This window comes from Lysobacter sp. GCM10012299 (genome assembly GCF_042649405.1).
In the GTDB taxonomy this organism is placed as follows: domain Bacteria; phylum Pseudomonadota; class Gammaproteobacteria; order Xanthomonadales; family Xanthomonadaceae; genus Lysobacter_J.
This window is the reverse complement of sequence record NZ_JBHRZC010000003.1, coordinates 715,349-722,280: the sequence shown is the minus strand read 5'-3', so window position 1 is coordinate 722,280 and position 6,932 is coordinate 715,349. Positions and strand designations below refer to the sequence as shown.

6 protein-coding genes are annotated in these 6,932 nt (G+C 68.3%); 1 reads left to right on the top strand and 5 read right to left on the bottom strand.

The genetic code is table 11. The annotated features are described in order from the left end of the window. Positions 1 to 216: 216 nt before the first annotated feature. The 5 genes from ACFOPO_RS11210 to rpmH all read right to left on the bottom strand — a co-directional run bounded on the left by ACFOPO_RS11210 (position 217) and on the right by rpmH (position 5,300). Positions 217 to 1,254, bottom strand: coding sequence for a TonB family protein (locus ACFOPO_RS11210; protein WP_386703273.1), 1,038 nt, complete (start codon positions 1,252 to 1,254; stop codon positions 217 to 219). A 171-nt stretch (positions 1,255 to 1,425) separates the two neighbouring features. After that, on the bottom strand, positions 1,426 to 2,769 hold the full coding sequence (mnmE, locus tag ACFOPO_RS11205; RefSeq protein ID WP_386703317.1) for a tRNA uridine-5-carboxymethylaminomethyl(34) synthesis GTPase MnmE: 1,344 nt from the start codon (positions 2,767 to 2,769) through the stop codon (positions 1,426 to 1,428). Between the two features lie 135 nt (positions 2,770 to 2,904). Further along, positions 2,905 to 4,623 (bottom strand): membrane protein insertase YidC, encoded by a 1,719-nt coding sequence (yidC, locus tag ACFOPO_RS11200; RefSeq protein ID WP_386703271.1) that lies wholly within the window; start codon positions 4,621 to 4,623, stop codon positions 2,905 to 2,907. Positions 4,624 to 4,638: 15 nt separating this feature from the next. Further along, positions 4,639 to 5,088 (bottom strand): ribonuclease P protein component, encoded by a 450-nt coding sequence (gene rnpA, locus ACFOPO_RS11195; protein ID WP_386703269.1) that lies wholly within the window; start codon positions 5,086 to 5,088, stop codon positions 4,639 to 4,641. A gap of 71 nt (positions 5,089 to 5,159) precedes the next feature. Continuing rightward, positions 5,160 to 5,300 carry a 50S ribosomal protein L34 gene (gene rpmH, locus ACFOPO_RS11190; protein WP_031374044.1) on the bottom strand — a complete coding sequence of 47 codons (141 nt, stop codon included), beginning with the start codon at positions 5,298 to 5,300 and terminating at the stop codon, positions 5,160 to 5,162. A gap of 292 nt (positions 5,301 to 5,592) precedes the next feature. Here rpmH and dnaA point away from each other — a divergent pair, with 292 nt between their 5' ends. After that, the gene (dnaA, locus tag ACFOPO_RS11185) at positions 5,593 to 6,918 is read left to right on the top strand and encodes a chromosomal replication initiator protein DnaA (protein ID WP_386703268.1); all 1,326 of its coding nucleotides are present in this window, start codon (positions 5,593 to 5,595) and stop codon (positions 6,916 to 6,918) included. The last annotated feature ends 14 nt before the right edge of the window (positions 6,919 to 6,932 follow it).

Below are 6,932 nucleotides of genomic sequence, written 5' to 3'. Positions count from 1 at the left end.
GATTGATCCGCAGCGGGACATGGATGTCCCGCGCCCCGCATCGGACAGGATGTCCGACTAAGGGGCGGAGCAATCCCCGGCCCGGCGGACGACGCCACTCCGCAGACGCAAGCCCGAAACAGCGCAAAGAAAAAGCCCGGCTTTCGCCGGGCTTTCTTGTATCGAGCGTTGCGTTCGCGAGTCCGGCTCCCCAACCGTCCCGCGATGCTGGCCTGATCAGCTCTGCGGATTGAAGCCGATCGTGCGGCGCGTGGTCACCGGAGAATCGACCGGCTGGAAGCGCCACTTGCGTACAGCGTTGACCGCTTCGCGATCGAAGATGCGCGCCGGATTGGAACGGACCACGCGGGCAGCGGTGACCGAACCATCCGTGCCGACGGTGAACTCGACCTGCACCTCACCCGAGGTGCCGGCACGCAGAGCTTCCGGCGGATAACGCGGCGGCGGCATCGACAGCGGACGCAGATCGCTGGCATCGGCCGTAGCCGGTGCAGCAGCCGTCTGGCGTGCCACCGCGGCACGCTGCTCGGCGGCACGCTCGTCAGCCGCGGCCTTGTCGGCAGCAGCCTTGTCGGCGGCGACCTTGTCCGCGGCAGCCTTGTCGGCAGCAGCCTTGTTCTGCTGGGCCAGGAGCTTGGCAGCTTCTTCCTGCTGCTTCTTCTGGTCCTCGACCCGCTTGGCCTCGAGGTCGGCCTTGCGCTTGGTCTCTTCCTCGGCCGTCAGCTGCTGCTGCGCGGCACGCTTGCCAGCGGCTTCCTGCTGGGCGGTGATGCTGGTCTTGAGGCGGGCCAGTGCCGGGTGCTGCGCGTCGGCCTTCTCGAGCAGGGCCGACAGGCGCTGCGCTTCGGTGAAGTCTTCGCGGTTGACGCTCTGTTCGATGGCGATGACCGTCATCGGCAGCAGGTCGGTCAGCGCGCTCGACACGGCGGCGTCGCCGGGTGCCTTGTCACGCAGGGCCAGGTAGTACTCGACCGCATTGTCCTCGGCCGGAGCGTACAGGCGGTTCTCGGCGTAGGCCTTGCGGGCCGCCTCGCGCAACTGGTCGGCCGTCATGGCCGTTACCTTGGCAGACACTGCGGTGTCGGCCGTTACCGCGGGTGCGGCTGCGGTGGTTGCAGGTGCAGCCGCGCTCTCCGGCGCTGGCTCTTCTTTCTGGCAGGCGGCCAGCGCGCAGGCGATGGCCAGCACGGCGGACAACTGCTTTACGGCGGACAGCCGGCTGGAACGCCGGGCTTGCGGATTTACGACGGTCATATTGGCAAAGCTCCCCTGAAGTGCGCCGTCACGAGCACACGGCTCTTAATCGCGTGAGCGGGCCGTGTTTGTCAAGCGGTGGCGGCAGCAGCCTACCATCTGCCCGCCCTGTTACTGAATTCCACTGGCGGCTCCGGCCCGTTCAGCCAGTGCGCGGCCAAGCGCCCGCGATCACTTGCCGATGCAGAAGCTCGAGAAGATGTGACCCAGCAGGTCATCGGCGCGGACGCGTCCGGTGATCTCGCCCAGCTGGTCATGGGCAAGGCGCAGGGCCTCGGCAGCAAGGTCGAGTGCCTCATGGTCCAGGTGTACGCGGGCATCGGCCAGTTCCCCGCGCGCCTCGACCAGGGCGTCGACGTGACGGGCGCGGGCGGTGAAGGCCCCTTCGCCGGCAGCGTCGTCGTTGCCCTGGGCGAGCTGCCGCAGGCGGGCATGCAGCGCCTCCACGCCAAGACCGGTGCGTGCCGACACCGCCAGGGTGTCCGGATCGGTCGTGGCGTCGTGCGTGTCCAGCAGGTCGGCCTTGTTGTGCAGCCACAGTCGCTGGGGCACGTCCGCGATCGCGTCGACGACGGCGAGGCGTCCGGCCTGCGGATCGCGCGCATCGAGCACGACGATGGCCAGGTCGGCGCGGCCGAGTTCGCCGCGGGCGCGGCGCATGCCCTCGCGCTCGATGACGTCGCCGCCCTCGCGCAGGCCGGCGGTGTCGACCAGGGTCAGCTCGACACCGTCGATGCGGATCGTCTCGTGCAGCAGATCGCGGGTGGTGCCGGCGATGTCGGTGACGATGGCGCGGTCGCTGCCGGCGAGGACGTTGAGCAGTGAGCTCTTGCCGGCGTTGGGCGGGCCGACGATCACCGCGTGCAGGCCGTCGCGCAGGCGGCGGCCGCGTTCGGCGGCGGCGAGCAGCTCGTCCAGGGCCGAAGCCGTGGTGGCCAGGCGCGCACGGAGCTGGGCACCACCGAGGGTGTCGATGGGTTCGTCAGCAAAATCGATCGCGGCCTCGACGTGCACGCGGATCGCCAGCAGTTCGTCAGCCAGTGCATCGACGCGCCGCGAGAACTCGCCGTCCAGTGCCCGCCGCGCCGCACGCGCCGCGCGGACATCGGCAGCCGCGATCAGGTCGGCGACCGCTTCGGCCTGGGCAAGGTCGAGGCGACCTTCGAGGAAGGCGCGCTCGCTGAACTCACCCGGTCGAGCCCGTCGCGCACCCAGGGCAACGCAACGGGTCACCAGTTCCTGCAGCACGGCCGGGCTGCCGTGGGCCTGCAGTTCAACCACGTCCTCGCCGGTGTAGCTGGCGGGCGCGGCGAAATGGAGGGCGATGCCATCGTCGATGGCTTCACCGTCCGCGGCGGTGAAGCGGACGTGGTGGGCATGGCGCGGCTTGAGTGTTCGCGCGCACAGCACCTCTGCGATGGCGCGTGCACGCGGACCGGACAGGCGCACGATGCCGACGCCGCCCGCGCCCGGGGCGGTGGCGATCGCGGCGATGGTGTCGCGGCTGGGCGTGATCATGGCGATATGGTCGCAGATAGCCCTCTCCCTGGCCTCCTTCGGAGGCCTGTCCCTCTCCCTCAAGGGGAGAGGGGAAGCCACAAACACAAAGCCCGCCTTGCGGCGGGCTTCGTGGATTCACTGCCGCAAGGTTCAGGCCTTGGCCGGCTCCTCGCTGTAGCGCTTGACCATCCACCACTGCTGCAGCAGGCCGAGCGCGCCGTTGGTCACCCAGTACAGCACAAGGCCGGCCGGGAAGAAGGCGAACATCACGCCGAACACCAGCGGCATGAACTGCATCATCTTCGCCTGCATCGGGTCCATGCCCGCGGTCGGGTTGAGCTTCTGCGTGAACCACATCACCGCGACGTTGATCAGCGGCAGCACGAAGTAGGGATCGCGCGAGGTCAGGTCGGTGATCCAGCCGATCCACGGCGCGTGGCGCAGCTCGACCGATTCCGACAGCATCCAGTACAGCGCCAGGAACACCGGCATCTGCAGCAGGATCGGCAGGCAGCCGCCGACCGGGTTGATCTTCTCCTTCTTGTACAGCTCCATCATCGCCATCTGCAGCTTCTGCTTGTCGTCGCCGTAGCGCTCCTTGAGCTGCGCCATGCGCGGCTGGAACTTGCGCATCTTGGCCATCGACTTGTACTGCGCCGCGGACAGCGGATACATCGCCAGCTTGATCAGCAGCACCAGGCCGACGATCGCCCAGCCCCAGTTGCCGACCAGGTGGTAGATCTTTTCGAGCACCCAGAACAGCCAGCTGGCGATCGTCGCCATGATGCTGAAGCTGCTGAAGTCGACGGCGCGGTCGAGGCCGGGGACGTTCTGCGCTTCGATCGCCTTGACCAGCTTCGGGCCGACCCACAGACGCGCCTCGGTGCTGGCGTTGGTACCCGGGGCGACATTCACGCCCGGACCGACTTCGCGCACCACGTACTGCGTGCCGCCAGTGCCCTGCGTGGTCGCCAGCGAGAAGGTGCTCTTGTCGTTCGCGCCCGGAATCCAGGCCGAGAAAAAGTGGTGCTGCAGCATGCCGACCCAGCCACCGGTGACTTCCTTCTGCAGCGGGCCGTCATCGACGAACTTGTCGTACTTGCGCTTCTCGTACTTGTCGGCGCTCGAGTACCACGCCGCGCCCTGGAAGCTGTACTGCTCGGCGCTCATCGGGCCCTTCTTCACCAGTGCGCGCGGAACGCGGCTGAGCTGGCGGTAGACGAAGCCCTGCCACGGCGTGCTGCCGGCGTTGATCACTTCGTCGCGCACGCGCACGACGTAGTCGCCGCGGGTGAAGGTGTAGGTGCGACGGATGGTCACGCCGTTGGCGCCGGTCCAGACGAAAGGCACGTCGACGCTCGCGGCGCCGTCAGCCAGCGTGTAGTCGGTCTTGCCACCTTCGGGCACGAAGCCGGCTTCGTGCGTGGGCGCGTTCTGCGCGCCGGCGGCGCCGCTCTGCACCCAGCCGCTCTGGGCGACGAAGTAGTTGGAAGGATCCTGCGCGAACACGCGCACCGGCGCGCTGTCGCGGTCGGCCGTGCTCGGATACTTCAGCAGGTCGGCCTGGCGCAGCTCGCCGCCATCGAGGACGACCTTGAGCACGTCGGTGGTGACGGTGGCCGTCGGCGCGGCAGCTGCGGTCGCCGGCGATGCGGTGGCCGCCATGTTCGGTGCGCTGGGCACTGCGCCCGGTGCGAGCGGGGCCGTCGGCACGCCGGGCACGGAGCCATTGCCGGCGGCGGCGGTCGCGGTCGTCGCGGTGGTTTGCGCGGCCTCGGGCGGCGCGGCCTTCTCCTTGCCCCACTCCATCCACAGCAGGGTCGCCACCATCAGCCAGGCGAAGATCAGAAAAACACGGGTCTGGTTCATGGGCGACAGGCGGGCTCAGCCTTGACCGGGGTCAGGCATTGGGGCGGAAGGGGAAGCGGCCGGCATTGTGCCGTCCACAGCAGATGGGGGCAATGAAGTCGGTGGCAATGCGCTGGCGGCGGGCAGGGCGCCGCAGCGCTGCAACAGACCGCGCAGGGCCGCGACGAGTTCCGGGCCGGTGCTGCGCGCGGCGGCAGGACGTGCGACCACGACGTAGTCGCCCGCGGCGAGTTCACCGCGGATCTGGCGGAAGGTATCGCGCAGGACGCGCTTGATGCGATTGCGGCCGACCGCGTTGGGATCGACCTTGCGCGAGACGGCAAGGCCCAGGCGCGGAGGGTTCTCGCTGGCCTGCCAATGCAAAGCCAGCACGGGCAGCGCTACGCGCCGGCCATGCTGGAATATGCGGTCGAAGTCGGAACGCGCGCGTACCCGCGCCGTGCGCGGGAAGCGGGCCGAGGTCATCTTGTGACTTCCGATGTAGGGACTACCGGCGGGTGCCGGTCGGCCGCCGCGAGATGCGGCGGCAGCAACGCTTAGGCGCAGAGACGCTTGCGGCCCTTGGCGCGGCGACGGGCCAGGATCTTGCGGCCGTCGGCAGTCGCCATGCGGGCACGGAAGCCGTGGTCGCGCTTGCGCTTGAGGTTGCTGGGCTGATAGGTGCGCTTGGTGGCCATGATCCGGCTCTGCGAAAACGTCAAATAGGACCGGCGATTCTAGCGGGTGCCTGGCCCGCAGGTCAACCCGCCAAACCACCGCGGAGTCCGGGGCCGACGTGGCTGGCGGGCCAAGGCCTGTGGACTACCTGTTAATTTGCCTGTGGACAAGTCCTGTCGCGAGCTCATTCTCGGTGATAGTCTGAGCCTCACCCCCGCCCCGTTTCGCCGCGATGTGCGCATCGCGTGGCGGGCCGCTTTTTGTCCGAGGCCGCAGGCCCGCAGACCGCAACTGAAGAAGACGCCCTACCTGATGGATGCCTGGCCCCGCTGCCTCGAACGCCTTGAAGCCGAACTGCCGGCCGAAGATGTCCACACCTGGCTCAAGCCGCTGCAGGCGACCCAGCGTGACGACGTCACCGTGCTGTATGCGCCCAACGCCTTCGTCGTCGAGCATGTGCGCGAACGCTACCTGGCCCGCATCCGCGAGTTGCTGACCTATTTTGCCGGTAGCGGCGAGGTCAGCCTGGAAGTCGGCTCGCTGCCGCGCGCGCCCATGCCGATGCCGCAGAACGAACCGGCCCCGGCCGCGCGCGCCGTGCCGTCGGAGCCGTTCAACGGCCACCTCGACAATCACTACACCTTCGACAACTTCGTCGAAGGTCGCAGCAACCAGCTCGGTCGCGCCGCCGCCTGGCAGGCGTCGCTGAAGCCCGGCGACCGCGCCCACAACCCGCTGCTGCTGTACGGCGGCACCGGCCTGGGCAAGACCCACCTGATGTTCGCCGCCGGCAATGCCATGCGCAGCGCCAACCCGAACATGCGCGTGCTGTACCTGCGCAGCGAGCAGTTCTTCAGCGCGATGATGAAGTCGCTGCAGGACAAGACCATGGATGCGTTCAAGCGCCAGTTCCAGCAGGTGGACGCGCTGCTGATCGACGACATCCAGTTCTTCGCCGGCAAGGACCGCACCCAGGAAGAGTTCTTCCACACCTTCAACCAGCTCTTCGACGGCAAGCAGCAGATCATCCTGACCTGCGACCGCTACCCGCGCGAAGTCGAAGGCCTGGAGCCGCGCCTGAAGTCGCGCCTGGCCTGGGGCCTGAGCGTGGCGATCGAGCCGCCGGATTTCGAAACGCGCGCGCAGATCGTGCTGTCGAAGGCGCGCGAGCGCGGCGCCAACATCCCCGAGGAGGTCGCCTTCCTGCTCGCCAAGAAGATGCGCAGCAACGTGCGCGACCTCGAGGGCGCCCTCAACACCCTGGCCGCGCGCGCCAACTTCACCGGCCGCGCGATCACCGTCGAGTTCGCCCAGGAGACCCTGCGCGACCTGTTGCGCGCGCAGCAGCAGGCGATCGGCATTCCCAACATCCAGAAGACCGTCGCTGATTACTACGGCCTGCAGATGAAGGACCTGCTGTCCAAGCGCCGCACGCGCTCGCTGGCGCGTCCGCGACAGATGGCGATGGCCCTGGCCAAGGAACTGACCGAACACAGCCTGCCGGAGATCGGCGACGCCTTCGCCGGTCGCGACCACACCACCGTGCTGCATGCCTGCCGGCAGATCCGCACGCTGATGGAGACCGACGGCAAGCTGCGCGAAGACTGGGACAAGCTGATCCGCAAGCTCAGTGAGTAAGTCCGCCTGAGGCC

Bases quoted from the DNA above. Each gene is read 5' to 3' on its own strand.
- dnaA (WP_386703268.1), top strand. From the start codon at position 5,593: ATGGATGCCTGGCCCCGCTGCCTCGAACGCCTTGAAGCCGAACTGCCG.
- yidC (WP_386703271.1), bottom strand. From the start codon at position 4,623: ATGAACCAGACCCGTGTTTTTCTGATCTTCGCCTGGCTGATGGTGGCG.
- ACFOPO_RS11210 (WP_386703273.1), bottom strand. From the start codon at position 1,254: ATGACCGTCGTAAATCCGCAAGCCCGGCGTTCCAGCCGGCTGTCCGCC.
- rnpA (WP_386703269.1), bottom strand. From the start codon at position 5,088: ATGACCTCGGCCCGCTTCCCGCGCACGGCGCGGGTACGCGCGCGTTCC.
- rpmH (WP_031374044.1), bottom strand. From the start codon at position 5,300: ATGGCCACCAAGCGCACCTATCAGCCCAGCAACCTCAAGCGCAAGCGC.